The sequence below is a fragment of the Nonomuraea aridisoli genome, assembly GCF_003236395.1.
Classification (GTDB): Bacteria; Actinomycetota; Actinomycetes; order Streptosporangiales; family Streptosporangiaceae; genus Nonomuraea; species Nonomuraea aridisoli.
Map to the genome: position 1 here is coordinate 1 of NZ_POUD01000202.1, position 17,246 is coordinate 17,246.

Below are 17,246 nucleotides of genomic sequence, written 5' to 3' on the forward strand. Positions count from 1 at the left end.
GCCCCACCTCGAACGACGCGCCGCCCTGCGCCACCCGCCCGGCCCCGGCCTCGGTCCACATCAGCAGCCAGCTGGGCGAGCCGTACGACCGGCGCGTGGCGTAACCGGCCGGCTTGTCGTAGTGGCCGAGGATCATCACCTCGGCAGCAGGAACGGACAGGTCCTCAGCGGTCACAGGCATACCGTCGCATGGACCGGCTGCCTAGCGTGAGAGCCATGACGCTCACCGATTTCCACGATCAGGGGTACACGCTCGTGCCCGGTCTGCTCGGCCCCGGGGAGGTGGCCGAGCTGCGCGACACGTTCATGGCGATCCACGCGGCGGGCCCGATCCCCGGCCACTTCACGCCGAGGCCGCAGGAACCCGGCCGGCCGTACGACGTGCTGCGCGAGTATCCGCGCGTCATGCACCCCCACCAGGTCAGCGACGTGGCCCTGCGCTACCTGCTGGACGCCCGGATCGCCGCCATCCTGCACGACCTGCTGGGCGAGGAGCCGATAGCAGCCCAGAGCATGTTCTACTTCAAGCCGCCGGGTGCCAGGGGCCAGGCGCTGCACCAGGACAACTTCTACCTCCGGGTCGAGCCGGGCACGTGTGTGGCCGCCTGGGTGGCGCTCGACCGGGTCGACCGCGCCAACGGCGGCCTGGAGGTCGTGCCCGGCACGCACCTGATGGATTTGTTCTGCCCCGAGGAGGCTGACCAGGATGCCTCGTTCACCCGCGAGTACGTGCCTCCGCCGCCCGGCCTCGACCGCGTCCCCGTGGACTTGGACCCCGGCGACGTGCTGTTCTTCAACGGCAGCCTGGTGCACGGCTCGGAGCCGAACACCACGGCCGACCGCTTCCGCCGCAGCTTCATCTGTCACTACGCGGGCCGCTCGGCTGAGCGCATCGCGGAGTACTACCCGACCCTCACGATGACCGGCGAACCCGTACGCCTGGAGCCGGCGATCGGCGGCGGCCCCTGCGGCACGGAGGTCACCGGTCCGCACTGAGCGGCCGGCCTGCGAGGGCGGTCAGCCGCCCGAGACGTCCGACTCCGCGTCCTGGGGGACCCCGCAGTCCCACGGGTCGTCCAGCCACCCCTCGGGCAGGAGCACCTTGGCGCGTTCGCCCGACTTGCCGCGCGGCGTGTCGGTGTTCGGCGGCCACGGCTGGTCGCGTTCCAGCTTGTCGAGCCCAGCCCGCAGCCCGTCGAGCGAGTCGGCCGTGGCCAGCTCACGCCGCAGCTCGCTCCCGACCGTGAACCCCTTCAGATACCACCCGACGTGCTTCCGGAAGTCGGAAATGGCGGACTTCTCCGCGTCGAAGCAGTCGGTCAGCCCCTCGGCGTGCCGGAACATCACGTCGGCGACCTCGCCGAGCGTCGGCCGGGCCCGCTCGGGGCTGCCGTTGAACGCGTTCTCCAGATCGCGGAACAACCACGGCCGCCCCAGGCACCCGCGCCCGACCACGACCCCGTCGCACCCGGTCTGCCGCACCATCCGGACGGCGTCGTCGGCGCACCAGATGTCGCCGTTGCCCAGCACCGGGATCTCCTGCACGGCCTCCTTCAGCCGGGCGATGGCCTCCCAGTCGGCGACGCCGCCGTAGTGCTGCCGCGCCGTGCGCGCGTGCAGCGCGACGGCGGCGACCCCCTCCTCGGCCGCGATCCGCCCGGCGTCGAGGTAGGTCAGGTGGTCGTCGTCGATGCCCTTGCGCATCTTGATCGTCACGGGCAGCGGCCCCGCGTTCGCCACCGCCGCCCGCAGGATGCGCCGCAGCAGATTGCGCTTGTACGGCAGCGCCGAGCCGCCCCCGCGCCGCGTCACCTTGGGCACGGGGCAGCCGAAGTTGAGGTCGATGTGGTCGGCGAGGTCCTCCTCGACGATCATCCGGACCGCCCGGCCCACGACGTCGGGATCGACGCCGTACAGCTGGATGCTGCGGGGTCGTTCGGACTCGGCGAACCTGATCATCCGCATCGTCTTGGCGTTGCGCTCGACGAGCGCCCGCGTGGTGATCATCTCGCAGACGAACAAGCCCGCGCCCTGCTCCCGGCACAACACCCGGAACGGCGCGTTCGTGATGCCCGCCATGGGCGCGAGCACCACGGGCGGCCATACCTCAATCGGCCCAATCTTCACCCGCCCAGTTGTAGCGCAGGTCAGCCGGGAACCGGTATTCCGCAGATAGGCTGGGAGACGGCATCATCACGGGAGGGGACGGATGCTTCTTCGCGTTCGCGTGGCGCTGCCCGACAGACCGGGGTCGCTGGCGCAGGTCACCAAGGTCCTGGGGGCGGCGGGAGCCGACATCACCCAGGTGACCGTTCTCGACCGGGGCGACGGCAGGGCGGTGGACGACATCACGGTCTTCTGCCCGGAGAGCACCCCGCGCGAGGCCCTGCTCAAGAGCCTGCAGAGCGTCGAGGAGGTCACGGTCGAAGGCATCTGGACCACCCGCGAGGCGCCCGGCACCTACCCGGAGCTGGAGATCCTCAAATACATCACCACGGCCGGCGACCGGGCGCTGACCACGCTGGTCGACTCGCTGCCGGTCCTGTTCAGCGCCGACTGGGCCGCGACCACCACCACCGCGGGCTCCCGCGTCGTGTACGCCAGCTGGCGCGCCCCGCGGGAGATCGCCATCCCCGGCGCGGTGCCGTCCCGGCCGCTGGCCATGACGCTCGACGACGGCCTCCACCTGATCCACGCGCCGCTGCCGCCGCTGGCCCTGACGCTGCTGCTGGCCCGTTCGGAGGGGCCGGCGTTCCACCGCATCGAGGTCCACCGCCTCACCCGCATCCTCGAGATCTTCCTGAGCCTCCCCGCGACCGAGCGCAGCGTGGCCCGCCAGCTGCGCAAGTAGGCGGCTCGTCACCCTCGCGTGGCCGTGCGGTAAGCATCCGGTCGAAAAACCCGCTAGAGTAGGGCACGCAACAGCGCGGAAGTGGCTCAGGGGTAGAGCATCACCTTGCCAAGGTGAGGGTCGCGGGTTCGAATCCCGTCTTCCGCTCGGAGTGGGATGTGACTCGGTGGCGTGGCCGAGAGGCGAGGCAGCGGCCTGCAAAGCCGTCCACACGGGTTCAAATCCCGTCGCCACCTCCAAGGACGATTAGCTCAGCGGGAGAGCGCTTCCCTGACACGGAAGAGGTCACTGGTTCAATCCCAGTATCGTCCACCACTCACGAAGCCCCGGCCCATCGGCCGGGGCTTCGTGTTGTCCCCGTGGCCGCCGGCGACCCCGCGAGCAGTGGATTGCGGAACCCCTCGCACCTCTGTTACGCAGATGACCGAGACCATCCGGCATGCGGGAGTCCGATGTGCGTAAGGCGATCAGCTACTCCGACGCGGTCCGCCTGCTGGGCGGCGAGAGCAAGGTCACCAGGCTGCTGACCGGTGCGGTGCTGGAGGCCACGCCCGTCGGTGGTGTGTTGTCGCTGTTCGACCTGAAGGACGAAGCCGTCCGGCTGGCGAACGATTCCGTCAACCGCCTGCACGACCAGCTCTCCGGCCTGGGCCGCCATGACCGGACCACCCGCTTGGAGGCGGCACACGCCGTCATCGTGATCGCCGCGTTCTTCCAGGCCCTGGACGAGGTGCCGCTGCCGTGGAAGCCCCAGGAACTGCGCCTCACCAGGGACGAGCAGATGGGCCTGGCCGGCGCGCCGCACCAGGGGGGCGACTTCGTGACCAAGCTGCTCGACGCGCAGCCCGCCGGCCTGCGTGCGCACCGTTCTCTGAAGGACACGCTCGACTCGCTCGGCGACTACTACGGTGACCTCGCGGAGGCGCTGGCCAAGTTCGCCACCGGGCTCGCGGTTCACGACCGTTACGACACCACCGAATGGCGACGGGCCACGGCCGCGCTGACCGGAACGTTGCCCGGGCTGGCCGTCCGCACGTACGAGGAGCTGTACCGGCGACTCGCCCTCGACGTCCCCGAGTTCAGGCTGTGGCTGGACACGATCGAAAGCGTGTCCGTGGCCACCGGCCTGGCGGACCTGGAGCGGGTGCTCGCCGACGTGGCCGCCCGGACCGGGCCGCCTCAGCACGCCGCGGCCCTGATGCTGCGCAACCGTAAGATCCTGGAACGCCCGATCGCCGAGACGGGGGACGCCCCTCCTGGCATGCGGCTGCCCTCGCTGGCGGACGCGTACGTCAATCCGGGTTTCCGCGTCGCGGAGGTCACCGGCGCTTCGAACGTCAGCGGCGAGTCGTGGTGGGAGGAGGTCGAGCCCCGCTCCGACATCGTCACCTTCCTGAGCCGCTACCTCACCTCGCCGGAGGCCCACACCACGCCTCTCGTCCTGCTCGGCCAGCCGGGTGCCGGGAAGTCCGTGCTGACGAAGATCCTGGCCGGTCGGCTGCTCGCCGGAGACTTCCTGCCCGTGCGCGTCCCGCTGCGGGAGGTGCCCGCCGACGGCACACTCCGCGAGCAGATCGAAGCCGCGATCCACCAGGCCACCGGGGAACGCCTGAGCTGGCCTGAGCTGGTGCGCACGGCCGGCGGCGCACTTCCGGTGATCATGCTGGACGGCCTGGACGAGCTGTTGCAGGCGACCGGCGTCCATCGCTCCGACTACCTGCGGCAGATCATCGAGTTCCAGCAGAGCGAGACCGACCTGGGCCGCTCCGCCGCGGTCCTCGTCACGACGCGGACCGCGGTCGCCGACAGGATGCGCTTCCCCGAGGGGTGCCTGGCCGTGCGTCTCGAACCGTTCGACGACGGCCAGGTCGCCCAGTGGCTGGAGGTGTGGAACCGTGCCAACCAGGCGTACTTCGCCGAGTGCGGACGCCGGCCGCTCTCTCCCGACGCCGCCCTGCGCCACCCCGACCTCGCCGCCCAGCCGCTGTTGCTCCTCATGCTCGCGCTGTACGACGCCGACGCCAACGCGCTCCAGCACGGCGACGAAGGCCTCAGCCACGCCGACCTGTACGAACGTCTCCTCCTGCTGTTCGCTGAGCGGGAGGTCCGCAAGCACGTGCCCGGCCTGGACAAGGAGAAGCTGAGCCAGGAGATCGAGATCGAGCTCTACCGGCTCGCGGTGGCGGCGTTCGGCATGTTCAGCCGGGGCCGCCAGCGCATCTCCGCGGCCGAGCTCAACGACGACCTCGCGAATCTCACGGTGACCCCGGCGGCGCAGACGGGCACTTTCCAGAGCCCGCTGTCCGGCGCCGACCGGGTGATCGGCCGGTTCTTCTTCGTGCACCGCTCCGACGCCGTGCAGGACGGCGTGACGCTGCAGACGTACGAGTTCCTGCATGCGACGTTCGGCGAGTATCTTGTGGCGCGGCTCCTGCGCGACGAGCTCGGCAGGGTGGTGGGCCGCTGGACGGCGGCTTCGGCGGGGCCTTACTTCGCCCGTCCGGGGATCGAGGACGGCCTGCTCTACGCGCTGCTGTCCTTCGCGCTCCTCACCGAACGCACCGCCATCCTCGACTTCCTCGCCGAGTTGTTCTCCTCCCTCGACACCGCGCAGGTGAAGGACCTGCTGATCAGGCTGGCGCAGGGAGCGGAGTCCCGTACGGACCAGAGCTATTCCGGCTATCTGAGCGGCCAGTCCACGTTCATCACGCGGCACGCGTACTACACCGCGAACCTCGTGATCCTGGCCGCCCTCGTCGAAGGCGGCGTGCTCGGCAGCGAGCTGTTCCCCGGTGGCGGGCATCCCCGGATCCCGTGGCGTTCTCTCACCGCCCTGTGGGAGTCGCGGATCAGCGGGGACGCGCTGGCGAGCCTGACCGACAAGGTCCAGGCGGACCGGATCTGGAACGACGGCGACGCACCCGATCTGCGCATCCGCCTGACGGACGCGTCCGAGCCCGCGCGGGTCGGCGGCTTCGACTTCGCGTGGCTGAGCACCCGCCAGGACCGGCAATGGCACCTGGGCGAGGGGTCGTTGCGGGTCGCGCACTTCCTCTGCGGCCCCACGACGGACGCCCTCGCCCATGCCGCCGAACCGACGATCGACGCGTTCGAGGAGTCCTTCGACGCCTGGTCGTACCTGACCGGCACGAAACGCTCCCAGCTCTCGCCAGGACGGATCATGCTGGAGATCCTCATGGACCGCTACACGGCTCCGGGCGATCCGACCGGCCTGTACGAGCGGGCGTTCCGGATGCTGGGACGGGCGAACGACCTCATCCCCACGGCCACGCGGCTGCGTTGTCTTGCCGCCGTGCTGGACCTGATCGACGGCGAGGTCATCGCGCCCGATCGGGCCGGGCCGGTACCGGAGTGGACGCCGGTTCTCGCGAGCGGCCTGCGCGAACTCCACGACGACCTCGCCGAGGACGGGCACGACGCGCACGCGCGCACCGCCGTCGAGAAGGCCGTGTCCCTGTACCGGAGAGTGGCCGGGGCCGATCCGGCGCTCTGCCGTCCGGAACTGGCCGAGGCCTTGCTGGCCCTGTCACGCGAGTACGTCGGACAGGGCGAACAGCAGAGTGCGCTGCGCACGGTCGAGGAGGCCGTCATCCTCTACCGGACCGTGGCCGCGGACGACGCCACGACGCTGCCACGGCTGGCGGAGGCACTCCGCACGCTCGCCACTCGTCATCTGGCGGTGAAGAACCGCGCCGAGGCGGTGCGCGCCGCCCGCGAGTCCGTCGCCGTGGCCAGGGGCTTGCCGCAAGCCGATCCCGTCACCCGGCGACGGGTTCTCGCGGTCTGCCTCAAGACCCTGGCCGAAGCCCTGAACCACCAGGAAGAGGCGATCTCGGTCGAACGGGAGTCCGTCGACCTGTACAGAGGGCTGGCGGCGGACGACCCGGACGGGTGGCTGCCGTCCCTCAAGGACGCGCTCGACGACCTGTCGTACAGCCTGTCGTATCGGGGCGATCTCCAGGGGGCGCTGGCCGCGAGCCGGGAGTCGTTGTCCATCGTGAGAACGCTGGAACAGCAGGACATGCCCCGATGGCGGCGTGAGCTGATCTGGTCACTGGACAATGTCGCCTTCGATCTCAGCAGGCTGGGGCTCCACGACGAGGCCGAAGCCGCGTCTCTGGAAGCCATAGCACGGTGCCGCAAGGATCCGGACATCCCCACGAACCGTCTGGGCGACTGCATGACCACTTTGGCAGAGGTCCTCTACCTCGCCGGGCAGCCGGAGCGGGCCCTGCCCGCCGCACAGGAAAGCGTCTCCCTCTTCCGTGCCCTGGACGATGCCCAACCGGCCCAGTGGCGTACCCAGCTCGCCAGGGCGCTCAACGCCCTGTGCAACGTCTTCATCGGGCTACGCGACCTCGACCGGGCGCTGACGGCCGCCGGCGAATCCATCGATCTGCTGCGCGCGGAGAGCGGCGACAACTCCGGCAGGAACCTGACGCAGGCGCTGCTCTCGCGCATGGAGACGCTCGTGGTTCAGGGGCGGCATCAGGAGGCGAGCGCGGTGGCCGAGGACGCGCTCGCCTGTTGCGAGGACCTACGGACCCGCACGGAGGCGATCGTCTCCTGGTGGGAAGTGGACTCCCTGATCATGGCTGGCCGCCGTGTCGCGACGGAGGGCCGGCCTCAGGACGCCGTGCGTCTCCTGGTCAAGGCGGTCGAATACGCCGAGGACCGTGAGACGCTCGTGATCGCCGCGTACGACGCCCTGCGGCCGGCGTGGCTACGCCGGCGGGAAGCGGTGGAGGCGGCGTACCAGGAGGCGACGGGTGGCCGGCTTCCCGATCGCGTCACTGCGGGAAGCCCGACCGCCCCGATCACTGACCGGCGAGGCCCGTGTGGGCGACGCCGCGGATGATCTGGCGCTGGAAGAGCACGAACACCACCAGCAGCGGCAGGCCGGCCAGCACCACCGAGGCCATGATCTGCGCGTAACGCAGGCCGAAGGTGCCCTGCACGACGTTGGCCAGGCCCACCGGCAGGGTCATCGTGTTCGGGTCGGTGGAGACGAGGAACGGCCACAGGAAGTTGTTCCACGTGTTGATGAACGTGAAGATCGACACCGCCCCCAGCACCGGCCGCGACAGCGGCAGCACGATCTGGAAGAACACCCGCCAGCGGCCGGCGCCGTCCACGAACGCCGCCTGCTCCAGCTCGGCCGGCACGTCCTGGAAGAACTTGAACAGGATGTAGACGATCAGCGGCGCGGCCACCTGCGGCAGGATGATCGCCCACCAGGTGTCCACCAGGCCGAACGACACCATCTCGGCGAACAGCGGCGCGATCAGCACCTGCGGCGGCACCATGATCCCGGCCAGGACGAGCCCGAGCAGCGCCCGCTGGCCCCTGAACTGCGTGCGCGCGAACCCGTACGCGGCCATCGCCGAGAACAGCACGGTCATGAACGTCACCACGAGGGCCGTGACGGTCGAGTTGATCGCCCACTTGACGATGCCGCCGGTGCCCAGGACCAGCGCGTACGCGTCGAAGGTGATCTCGCTGCCGAACCACTCCAGCGGGATCTTGGTGGTCTCCGCCTCGGGCTTGAGCGACGTCGCCACCGCCCAGGCCAGCGGCGCGAGCCAGATGACCGCCAGCGCCAGCGTCACCACGAGCAGGACGAGCTGGCCGAAGCTGAACCGCTTGGTCACGACGTGACCTCCTCACGCTTGCGGAACAGCCGGAGCTGCGCCAGGGACACGATGACGATGAGGACGAACAGGATGTACGACACGGCCGAGGCGTAGCCGATGCGGTAACCGGTGAAGCCGACGTCGTAGGCGTACTCGATGATCGGGCGGGTGGAGTCCTCGGGGCCGCCGCCGGTCATCAGGTAGATCTGGTCGAAGACCTTCAGCGAGGCGACGAGCTGCAGCACCACGATGAGCGCGGTGGTGCGGCGCAGCAGCGGCAGGGTGATCGAGCGCAGTTTGTCCCAGGCGGTGGCGCCGTCGATGGCGGCGGCCTCGTACAGATGCTGGGGGATGGACTGCAGGGCGGCGAGGTAGAGCAGGAAGTTGAAGCCGACCGTCCACCAGACCGTGGTCAGCACCACCGACCACATGGCCACCGAGGGGTCACCGAGCCACAGGATGTCGGTGCCGAGCGTGCCGTTCAGCAGGCCGAAGTCGGGCGGGTAGATCATCTGCAGCCACAGGAGCGACACCACGGCCGACGGCAGCAGGAACGGCCCGAAGAACGACAGCCGCCACAACCACTGCATGAAGCGCAGGTTGTGCACCAGCAGCGCGAACACCAGGCCGAGGAAGACCAGCGGGATCGTGCTGAGCACGGTGAAGACCAGCGTGTTCCACAACGAGCGCCACATGCGCGGGTCGGAGAAGGCCTCGGCGTAGTTGTCGAACCCGACGAACCGGTCGTTGCCGCCGGCGATGTTGACGCTGGAGAAGCTCATCTGCAGGCCGAGCAGGGTCGGCCAGATCAGGAAGACCGCGTAGACGATGAGGAAGGGCGCCACGAACAGCAGCCCGTGCTGGGTCCAGCCGCGCCGGACCTTGGCCTTGGTGACGGGGGCGGCGGTCACGGGGGCCGCGACGGTGGTGGTCATCATCGCTCCTCGTCGGGGAAGGGGTTCGGGGCCGACAGCAGCCGGGTGAGCGACGCCTTGGCGGCGGCCAGCCCTTCTTCCGGCGTGCGCTCGCCGCTGATCACCGGGGAGAACGCCTCGCCGAAATCGATCCACAGCCGCGAGGCCGACCCGGCGAACCACACCTGCGGGTCGAGCGCGACGTCGGTGATGACCGAGCGGTACTCCGACTGCGGCTGCAGCGCCAGGTACTCCGGCCGCTCCAGCGCCGGCAGGTACGCGGGCACGTGCCCGGCCACGGCCCAGTCGGCGCTGTTCTTCACGATGTGGGCGATGAACCGGTACGTGGCCCGCTCGACCTCGGGGTCACGGTCACGCTGGTGCGGCAGCACGAACGCGTGGCAGTCGGCCTGCGCCTGGTGGCCGCCGAAGACGCTGGGGAAGCGCGTCATGCTGAACGGCGTCCCGCGTTCCTTCAGGCCGGCGATCTCCCAGTCGCCGTTCCACAGGAACGCCGCCTGGCCGTTGGTGAAGTTGGCGACGGAGGAGCCGTAGTCGGTGCGCCAGTCGCACAGCCCCTCCTGCCCGAGCCGGGCCATGAGCCGCAGCGCCTCCAGCGCCTTGGCGTCGTCGATGGCGATCCGGGTGCCGTCCTCCGACAGCAGGGTGCCGCCGCTCTGCGGGTAGAGCGACCACCACACGCGCCAGGGGCCGACGGTGCCGAGGCCGAGCGCGTCGAAGGCGAGCGGCGGGCGGCCGCCCATGACCTGCTTGGCCTCGTTCAGCATGGCGATCAGCTCGTCGACGCCGGTGGTGGGGCGCAGCTTGCCGTCCGGGCCGAGCAGCCCGGCCCTGCCGCAGATGTCGGTGTTGTAGTACTGCACCATCGGGTGGGCGTCGAACGGGATGGCGTACAGGACGCCGTCGATGTGGGCCCGCTCCCAGATGGGCGGGCTGAAGTCGGCGCCCCGCAGGCCGGCCTCCTCCAGGAGAGCCACGTCGATCGGGTCGAGGATCTGGCCGGCGCCGATCCCGGCGAGCCGGGCCAGGTGGAAGGTGGCCAGATCGGGCGAGCGCCCGCCGGAGCCGGCCATCGCGATCTTCGTGTAGTACGGCTCGCCCCAGGCGAGCACGTTCTCCTCGACGAAGACGTCGGGGTTGGCGCGGGCGAACGCCCCCACCATCTCCTTCATGACGAGGCCGTCGCTGGCGCCCAGGAAATGCCAGTACTGGACGCGGGTCTGTGAGGAGCCGAGCCCGACGGGGAGGGCGCAGCCCGTGGCGGCGGCGCCGAGCAGGGCGAGGCTGCCGCCGAGGAGGTGCCGGCGGGAGATGTCGGGGGGACCGTGCACGGGGGCCTCTTCCTTTACCGAGCTATCGCTTGGCCAAGTTCTCGCTAACGTCAGAGGGTTGCGGGGCAGGTGTGGAGACGGCCTGTCGCTGCGGCGCGACGGCCGACGGGGGCGCACGTCCGGATCGCGGACGCGCCGCTCGGAGCCCGGGTGTTTCGCCGGGGTTACCCGAGTGTTAGCGGTAACACACCGGCTGTCAAGGGTCCCCGGGGCTGTGACCGCACACCCCTTGACCGGTACGGGTGATAACGCTAACAATCTGGTTCACGCCCCCGCCAGACCAGGAGTCGCCTCGTGCACCAGGCCAAGCTCACGCTCGATCCCGCGTTCACGATCGCACCGGTACGCCGGCGCACCTTCGGCACGTTCGTCGAGCACCTCGGCCGCTGCGTCTACACCGGCATCCACGAGCCGGGCCACCCGACGGCCGACGACGACGGCTTCCGCCGTGATGTGCTCGACCTCACCAGGGAGCTCGGCGTGTCCGTCGTCCGCTACCCGGGCGGCAACTTCGTCTCCGGATACCGGTGGGAGGACGGCATCGGCCCGGTCGCCCAGCGGCCCCGCCGGCTCGACCTCGCCTGGCACAGCACGGAGACGAACGAGGTCGGCGTCGACGAGTTCGTCCGCTGGTGCCGCAAGGCCGGCGTCGAGCCCATGATGGCCGTCAACCTCGGCACGCGCGGCATCGCCGAGGCCCTCGACCTGCTCGAATACTGCAACCACCCGTCCGGCACCGCGCTGTCCGACCTGCGCGTCGCCAACGGCTCGAAGGAGCCGCACGGCATCCGCATGTGGTGCCTGGGCAACGAGCTGGACGGCCCCTGGCAGACCGGCCACAAGACCGCCCACGAGTACGGCCGGCTGGCCGCCGAGACCGCCCGCGCCATGCGCACGATCGACCCCACGCTGGAGCTGGTCGCCTGTGGCAGCTCCGGCTCCGGCATGCCGACCTTCGGCGCGTGGGAGGCCACGGTGCTGGAGGAGGCGTACGACGTGGTCGACTACGTCTCCTGCCACGCCTACTACCAGGAGCACGACGGCGACCTCGGCAGCTTCCTGGCCTGCTCGACCGACATGGAGTACTTCATCCGCTCGGTCGTGGCCACCGCCGACTCCGTCGGGGCCAGGCTGAAGTCGCGCAAGCGGATCGACATCTCCTTCGACGAGTGGAACATCTGGTACCAGACGCGCAACCGGGACGCCGAGCCGCTGACGGACTGGCCGGTCGCGCCGCGGCTGCTGGAGGACCAGTACCACCTGGCCGACGCGGTGGCCTTCGGCGGGCTGCTGATCACGCTGCTGCGCAACAGCGACCGGGTGACCGCCGCGTGCCTGGCCCAGCTGGTGAACGTGATCGCGCCGATCATGACGGAGCCGGGCGGGCGGGTGTGGCGGCAGACCACGTTCCACCCGTTCGCGCAGGCGTCCCGGCACGCGGCCGGCGACGTGCTGCGGGTCGAGCCGGTCGCGCCGGCGTACGAGACGAAGGCGTACGGCGAGGTGCCGGTGATGGACGCGGTGGCCACGCACGGCGAGGACGGCACGACGGTGTTCGCGGTGAACCGCTCGGCGGACCGGGCGGTGTCGCTGGAGATCGACGCGCGGGCGCTAGGCGGCGTGCGCGTGGTCGAGGCCACCACGCTGACCGACCCCGACGTCTACGCCCGCAACAGCGCCGACGAGCCCGATAGAATCGCGCCCCGGGCGAACCCCGACGTCGAGGCCGATCCGCTGCGCGTCCTGCTGCCCCCGGTCTCCTGGAACGTGATCCGGCTCGCCTGACGGCACCGCCGGCCTCGCCCCGCCTGACGGGTAGCGCTGGTCAGGCGGGGCTGGTGGTGCTCTCGCGGACGACGAGCTCCGGCTCGACCAGGACGCGGGCCTGCGGCTCGGCGCCCGCCATCCGGTCCAGCAGCAGCCGGAAGGCGTGCCGGCCGACCTCGCGGAAGTCCTGCCGGACGGTCGTCAGCGGCGGCCAGAAGTAGGCGGACTCGGGGACGTCGTCGAACCCCGCCACGCTGACGTCCTCGGGCACCCGCCGGCCCGCCTCGCGCAGCGCGCGCAGCACGCCGAGCGCCATCTGGTCGTTGGCCGCGAACACGGCCGTGACACCGGGGTCCCCGGCCAGGCGGCGGCCCAGCTCGTAGCCGGAGCGCGAGCTCCAGTCGCCGCGCAGCACCTCGGGCACCGGCCGGCCGGCGGCCTCCAGGACGCCGCGCCAGCCGTCGATGCGGCCGTTGGCGTCGAGCCAGTCGGCCGGCCCCGCGACGTGCAGGACGCTCTCGTGGCCGAGGTCGAGCAGGTGGCGGGTGACGAGGGCCGCGCCCGCGCGCTGGTCGACCTTGGCCACCGGCACCGGGATGTCGTCGCCGGCGTCGACGGCGACGACCGGCATCTCGGGCGGCAGGTGGCGCAGCCCGTCGGCGGCCGACTCGTGCGGCGCGACGATGATCACCCCGTCGACCGCCTGCGTGCGCAGCCGCTGCACGCCCTCCTCCATCGAACGGCGGTTGAGCGAGCCGAGGCTGACGATGCTGACGTTGTAACCGGCCTGCCGGGCGGCCTGCTCGATGCAGTAGAGCATGGTCGCCGGGCCGTAGAGCGTGGTGTCGATGCTGACCACGCCGAGCACGCCGGAGCGGCCGGTGACGAGCTGGCGGGCGGCCTGGTTGGGCCGGTAGTCGAGCTCGCGCACGGCGGCCAGCACCCGGGCCCTGGTCTCGGCGCGTACGAGGTCGGGCGCGTTGAGCACCCGGGAGACGGTCATGGTGGAGACGCCGGCGCGAGCGGCGACGTCCATGAGCACCGCAGGCCGGCCGGTTCTCGGTTTCACCGCGCGCTCACCCCCCTCAGCGGAAACGCTAACAGGACCTCGGACCAAGCGCTCGGGCATTAACGCCGGCCCCTGTGTGCGCGGTGGGTCGCGGCGCCGTACAGGGAGACTCGTTCGTCCGCGTCGTGCTGGACGTCCGCGGTCAGGAACAGCTCCGCCTCCCACGGCCGGTAGGCGATGTTGACGGTCCACTGCTCGTAGTACCAGTCGCTGTAGCCGCCGCAGGTGACGGCACGGCGGGGGGGCCGCGGCCTCGGCGCCGCGGGCGCTCTTGTACCAGCGGATCCTGATCCGCTGGACGATCAGCGTCATGCGTCGCTCTCGCCCGGGTGGATGAGGAGGATGAACGTGCGGGCGTAGGAGACGCCCTCGGCCGGGCGGGGCCAGTCGAGGGCGGCCAGGGCGTGGGAGGCGGCCTCGTGGTAGGCGCCGGCGACCCGGACCTCGGCCGTCTCGCCGCCCTCCCCGCCGCCGAAGAACGCCTTGACGCCGATCAGGTGCTCCCGGCCGAACGCGTCCTTCAGCGCCGGGGCGAGGTGCGGCAGCAGCACGTGCTGGACGGCCCAGCGCTGCACGGCGTCGTGCCGGTCGCCGGTGCCCCAGCCGGTGATGCCGCCGTGGATCGCGTGCCAGCCGGGGAGGCCGCCGGGGTCGCCGGGGGCGAAGTGGGCGGCGTGCGTGCCGTCCTGGAGGAGGAGTTCGAGCAGCGCGCTGCCGGTGGTGTCGAGCCATGAGGTGACGGCCCGGCCGACGGCCTCCTCGACGGTGGCGCCGTACCCGGAGGCGCAGTCGCTGATCGTGGTCTCGGCGGCGCGTCCGACATCGAGCACGAAGTCGAGGTCGAGGTGGGCCGGGTGGCCGGTGTGGTCGGCGCCGAGCAGCACCGCGAGCGTGCCCGGGCCCTTGGCCAGGCCGTCGCGGACCTCCCAGTGCCTGCCCATGGCCGCGCTGAGGCGTTCGGCGACCATGCCGAGCACCACGTCGTCCGCGAGCCGCTGACCGTCCATGCTCCCACTCCTTGATCGGATGGCCGCCATCGGCCAGACTAGCCGAGCTTGATCATCGCGGCGTTGACCTCGGCGGGTGACGCCGGGGAACGCCGGGTACCTGCCTCTGCATGAGCGGGCAGTGGAGGGCGGACAAGGGCAGGTTCACCGGGTTCCGGATCGCGCGGGTGAACGCCCGCTCGGCGCCGTGGGACCGCGAGCCGGTGCGCGGCGGCGAACCGGACGAGGGCCCGGAGCCGCTCAAGCCCATGTGCCGCACGTGGGGGTACCTCACGTGAAGATCCGTTACCTGCTGCTGCACGCGTACGGGACGGGCGGCACCATCCGTACGGTGATCGAGCAGGCGGGCGCGATGGCCGCCGCCGGGCACGACGTCGAGCTGGTCAGCGTGGTACGGCGGCGCGACGAGCCCGCGTTCGCGCCCGACCCCCGCGTCACGCTGAGCACGCTGGTGGACGAGCGCGGCGGGCGGCGGCCCGACTCCGTCGCCCGCCGGGCGTGGCGCAGGATGCGCGGGAAGGTCGTGCCGAAGGGCGAGTTCGCGGCGGGCTACTTCACCGAGCGGGTGGAGCGGGCCACGATGCGCTACGTCTCGGGGCTGCGCGACGGCATCCTGGTGACCACCCGGCCGGCGCTGAACCTGATCTCCGCCCGCCGTGCGCCGGCGTCGGTCATCAGGGTGGCCCAGGAGCACATGAACCTGTCGGCGTACCCGGAGACCATCCGCGGGGAGATCGCCCGTCACTACGGCCGGTTCGACGCGGTCACGGTGCTGACGCGCGGCAACCAGGCGGAGTACGAGCGGCTGCTGCCCGGCACGCCGGTCGTGCACATCCCGAACGCCGTCCCGCGCACCCGGGGCGGGCGCTCGCGGCAGGTGAACCCCGTGGTCGTCGCGGCCGGGCGGCTGGTGCCGCAGAAGGGGTTCGACCTGCTCATCAGGGCGTTCGCGCAGGTGGTGGCCGAGCATCCGGAGTGGCGGCTGCGCGTCTTCGGCACCGGCCCGCGCCGGGGCGAGCTGGCCGGGCTGGTCGAGCGGTACGGGCTGCGCCGGCACGTGGAGTTGCCCGGCCGCACCCGGCGGCTGGAGCAGGAGATGGCCGGGGCGTCGGTGTACGCGCTGAGCTCCCGGTTCGAGGGGCTGCCCATGGTGATGATCGAGGCGATGGCGCACGCGCTGCCCGTGGTGGCGTTCGACTGCCCGACGGGGCCCGGTGACGTGCTGACCGACGGCGTGGACGGTGTGCTCGTGCCGCCCGGCGACGTGGACGGGCTGGCGGCGGCGCTCAAGCGGGTCATCGCCGACCGGGAGCTGCGGGTGCGCATGGGGGCGGCGGCGGCCGAGACGGCGAAGCTCTACGCCGCGGAACGCGTGATGCCGCTGTGGGAGCGGTTGTTCGCTGATTTGTCGCGTGATCGACGTGTTTCGCGTGACTTGTGGCACACAAGCTGACTACTAACCAGTTTTCCGGCATATTTCGCTAAAAGATTTACCTTTTCCGTTTTGCCTGTTCTGTCGGGGTTTCTGAAGGTACGAGTCAGGACATTTCGTACATTTCGCCAACATCTTCCCAAGATGCGCGGCACTCTGAAGCGCATGCGTAATCGGAAAGCTTTCATGACCGCCGCGGCAGGCGCCCTCGCTCTCGTCACGGGGCTCACGGCACCCGCGTATGCACAGGCGACCGCCGCTCCCTTGACCGCCGCTGCCTTGACCGCCGCTCCGCAGTCCGCGACCGACGCCCCCGCCGTGTACGGCAAGGCCGCGTACCTGATGGACGCCACGTCCGGCGATGTGCTGTTCGAGAAGGCCGGCACCGAGCGGATGCCGATCGCCAGCCTGACCAAGACCATGACGGCGTACGTCGTGCTGAAGACCGCCAAGCCCACCGACGTGGTGCGGATCAAGCGGGAGGACGTGCAGTACGCCGTGGACGGCGGCGGCACCACCGCGAACCTGCGCCCCGGCGACCGCATCACGGTCGGCCAGCTCCTTTACGGCCTCATGCTCCCCTCCGGCGCCGACGCCGCCCACGCCCTCGCCCGCACGTACGGCCCCGGCGTGCCCGGGTTCGTCGCCAAGATGAACGCCACGGCCCGCGAACTCGGCATGAACGACACCGAGTACGTCAACGCCGACGGCCTGCCCATGCCCGGCAGTGACGGCTACTCCACCGCCAGGGACCAGGCGGTGCTGGCCGCCAAGGCGCTGCAGGTGCCGCTGATCAAGGAGGTCGCCGGCACCCGCTACCACAGCCTGGCGGCCGGCGACGGGCACCGCTCGTACAGCTGGCGCAACACCAACCGGCTGCTCGGCACGTCCGGCGCGATCGGACTGAAGACCGGCTTCACCAGGGCGGCGGGCTACTGCCTGGCGTTCGCGGGCGAGTCGAACGGGCGGCTGCTGGTCGGCGTGCTGCTCGACGAGTCTGTCTCCAGCCGGCGCTTCTCGACGGCCGAGAACCTGTTGTCGTGGGGTGCATCCGCCCGCCAGGACCTCTAGCACCAACGCCGTTCAGTTAAGGACGAAGGCGGTTCGTCAAGACCGGTGAACGAAGCAGCGGAGCCGCTGTAGAAGAGGTCTGTCACTCCAAGACATCCTCACTACAGGAGCTCCGCTGTTGGAACAGGT

Annotated in this window: 13 protein-coding genes and 3 tRNA genes; 10 read left to right on the forward strand and 6 right to left on the reverse strand. The window is 70.8% G+C overall.

Translation table 11 applies throughout. The features are described from left to right. Window positions 1-216 precede the first annotated feature (216 nt). Window positions 217-996, forward strand: coding sequence for a phytanoyl-CoA dioxygenase family protein (locus C1J01_RS34200; RefSeq protein WP_111183106.1), 780 nt, complete (start codon window positions 217-219; stop codon window positions 994-996). Between the two features lie 21 nt (window positions 997-1,017). On the opposite strand, the gene dusB is transcribed toward C1J01_RS34200, so the two are convergent. Then, window positions 1,018-2,127 (reverse strand): tRNA dihydrouridine synthase DusB, encoded by a 1,110-nt coding sequence (dusB, locus tag C1J01_RS34205; RefSeq protein ID WP_268958762.1) that lies wholly within the window; start codon window positions 2,125-2,127, stop codon window positions 1,018-1,020. 82 nt (window positions 2,128-2,209) lie between these two features. Here dusB and C1J01_RS34210 point away from each other — a divergent pair, with 82 nt between their 5' ends. From C1J01_RS34210 to C1J01_RS34230, 5 genes are all read left to right on the forward strand, one after another. Beyond that, a complete protein-coding gene (locus C1J01_RS34210; RefSeq protein ID WP_111183107.1) occupies window positions 2,210-2,851 on the forward strand; it encodes an ACT domain-containing protein in 642 nt (213 codons plus the stop codon). A gap of 75 nt (window positions 2,852-2,926) precedes the next feature. Then, window positions 2,927-2,998 (forward strand) — tRNA-Gly (locus tag C1J01_RS34215). 18 nt (window positions 2,999-3,016) lie between these two features. Beyond that, window positions 3,017-3,090 (forward strand) — tRNA-Cys (locus tag C1J01_RS34220). A 1-nt stretch (window position 3,091) separates the two neighbouring features. Then, window positions 3,092-3,166 (forward strand) — tRNA-Val (locus tag C1J01_RS34225). 124 nt (window positions 3,167-3,290) lie between these two features. Then, on the forward strand, window positions 3,291-7,730 hold the full coding sequence (locus C1J01_RS34230) for an NACHT N-terminal helical domain 7-containing protein (RefSeq protein WP_111183108.1): 4,440 nt from the start codon (window positions 3,291-3,293) through the stop codon (window positions 7,728-7,730). Here C1J01_RS34230 and C1J01_RS34235 read toward each other — a convergent pair. Genes C1J01_RS34235 through C1J01_RS34245 form a run of 3 tightly spaced genes read right to left on the reverse strand, consistent with a single transcriptional unit; the run spans window position 7,690 to window position 10,771 of the window. Then, window positions 7,690-8,523, reverse strand: a complete 834-nt coding sequence (locus C1J01_RS34235; protein WP_111183109.1) for a carbohydrate ABC transporter permease — start codon at window positions 8,521-8,523, stop codon at window positions 7,690-7,692. The genes C1J01_RS34230 and C1J01_RS34235 overlap by 41 nt on opposite strands. Beyond that, complete coding sequence (locus C1J01_RS34240; protein WP_235854851.1) at window positions 8,520-9,443, reverse strand: carbohydrate ABC transporter permease; 924 nt, start codon at window positions 9,441-9,443, stop codon at window positions 8,520-8,522. Before C1J01_RS34240 ends, C1J01_RS34235 begins: the two co-directional genes overlap by 4 nt. Beyond that, complete coding sequence (locus tag C1J01_RS34245) at window positions 9,440-10,771, reverse strand: extracellular solute-binding protein (protein ID WP_111183111.1); 1,332 nt, start codon at window positions 10,769-10,771, stop codon at window positions 9,440-9,442. Before C1J01_RS34245 ends, C1J01_RS34240 begins: the two co-directional genes overlap by 4 nt. A 294-nt stretch (window positions 10,772-11,065) precedes the next feature. Between C1J01_RS34245 and arfA the strand changes: the two genes are divergently transcribed. Beyond that, window positions 11,066-12,556, forward strand: a complete 1,491-nt coding sequence (gene arfA, locus C1J01_RS34250; protein WP_111183112.1) for an arabinosylfuranosidase ArfA — start codon at window positions 11,066-11,068, stop codon at window positions 12,554-12,556. A gap of 40 nt (window positions 12,557-12,596) precedes the next feature. On the opposite strand, the gene C1J01_RS34255 is transcribed toward arfA, so the two are convergent. Together C1J01_RS34255 and C1J01_RS34260 are read right to left on the reverse strand one after the other, a co-directional pair. Further along, window positions 12,597-13,607, reverse strand: a complete 1,011-nt coding sequence (locus tag C1J01_RS34255) for a LacI family DNA-binding transcriptional regulator (protein ID WP_438943163.1) — start codon at window positions 13,605-13,607, stop codon at window positions 12,597-12,599. 308 nt (window positions 13,608-13,915) lie between these two features. Then, window positions 13,916-14,614: a DUF6348 family protein gene (locus C1J01_RS34260; protein ID WP_111183114.1), complete on the reverse strand. Its 699-nt coding sequence runs from the start codon at window positions 14,612-14,614 to the stop codon at window positions 13,916-13,918. Window positions 14,615-14,724: 110 nt separating this feature from the next. Here C1J01_RS34260 and C1J01_RS50330 point away from each other — a divergent pair, with 110 nt between their 5' ends. The 3 genes from C1J01_RS50330 to C1J01_RS34270 all read left to right on the forward strand — a co-directional run bounded on the left by C1J01_RS50330 (window position 14,725) and on the right by C1J01_RS34270 (window position 17,117). After that, window positions 14,725-14,892 carry a hypothetical protein gene (locus C1J01_RS50330; protein ID WP_181449114.1) on the forward strand — a complete coding sequence of 56 codons (168 nt, stop codon included), beginning with the start codon at window positions 14,725-14,727 and terminating at the stop codon, window positions 14,890-14,892. After that, a complete protein-coding gene (locus C1J01_RS34265; protein WP_111183115.1) occupies window positions 14,889-16,067 on the forward strand; it encodes a glycosyltransferase family 4 protein in 1,179 nt (392 codons plus the stop codon). The genes C1J01_RS50330 and C1J01_RS34265 overlap by 4 nt, the downstream gene beginning before the upstream one ends. Window positions 16,068-16,325: 258 nt before the next feature. Further along, window positions 16,326-17,117 carry a D-alanyl-D-alanine carboxypeptidase family protein gene (locus tag C1J01_RS34270; protein ID WP_235854852.1) on the forward strand — a complete coding sequence of 264 codons (792 nt, stop codon included), beginning with the start codon at window positions 16,326-16,328 and terminating at the stop codon, window positions 17,115-17,117. The last annotated feature ends 129 nt before the right edge of the window (window positions 17,118-17,246 follow it).